Genomic DNA, 230 nt, shown 5'->3' on the forward strand with positions numbered 1-230 from the left:
CGGCGAAACGCTGGGAATGAGTGAAGTGAACGGTCACGCGTTAATTCGTCTCTCGGCAAGGACAGGTGAAGGCGTGGAGGTGCTGCGTAACCATCTCAAACAGAGCATGGGCTTTGACACCAACATGGAAGGCGGCTTCCTGGCGCGTCGTCGCCACCTACAGGCGCTGGAACAGGCAGCGGAGCATTTGCAGCAAGGTAAAGCGCAACTGTTAGGTGCCTGGGCGGGTG

General features: G+C 58.7%; 1 pseudogene. It reads left to right on the forward strand.

The window, feature by feature from the left end:
• A pseudogene (locus R0J87_RS25400) lies at nucleotides 1-230 on the forward strand (tRNA uridine-5-carboxymethylaminomethyl(34) synthesis GTPase MnmE); the annotation flags it as partial.

Origin of the sequence: Halomonas sp. SIMBA_159 (assembly GCF_046536035.1) — a bacterium.
GTDB classification, from domain to species: domain Bacteria; phylum Pseudomonadota; class Gammaproteobacteria; order Pseudomonadales; family Halomonadaceae; genus Vreelandella; species Vreelandella venusta_A.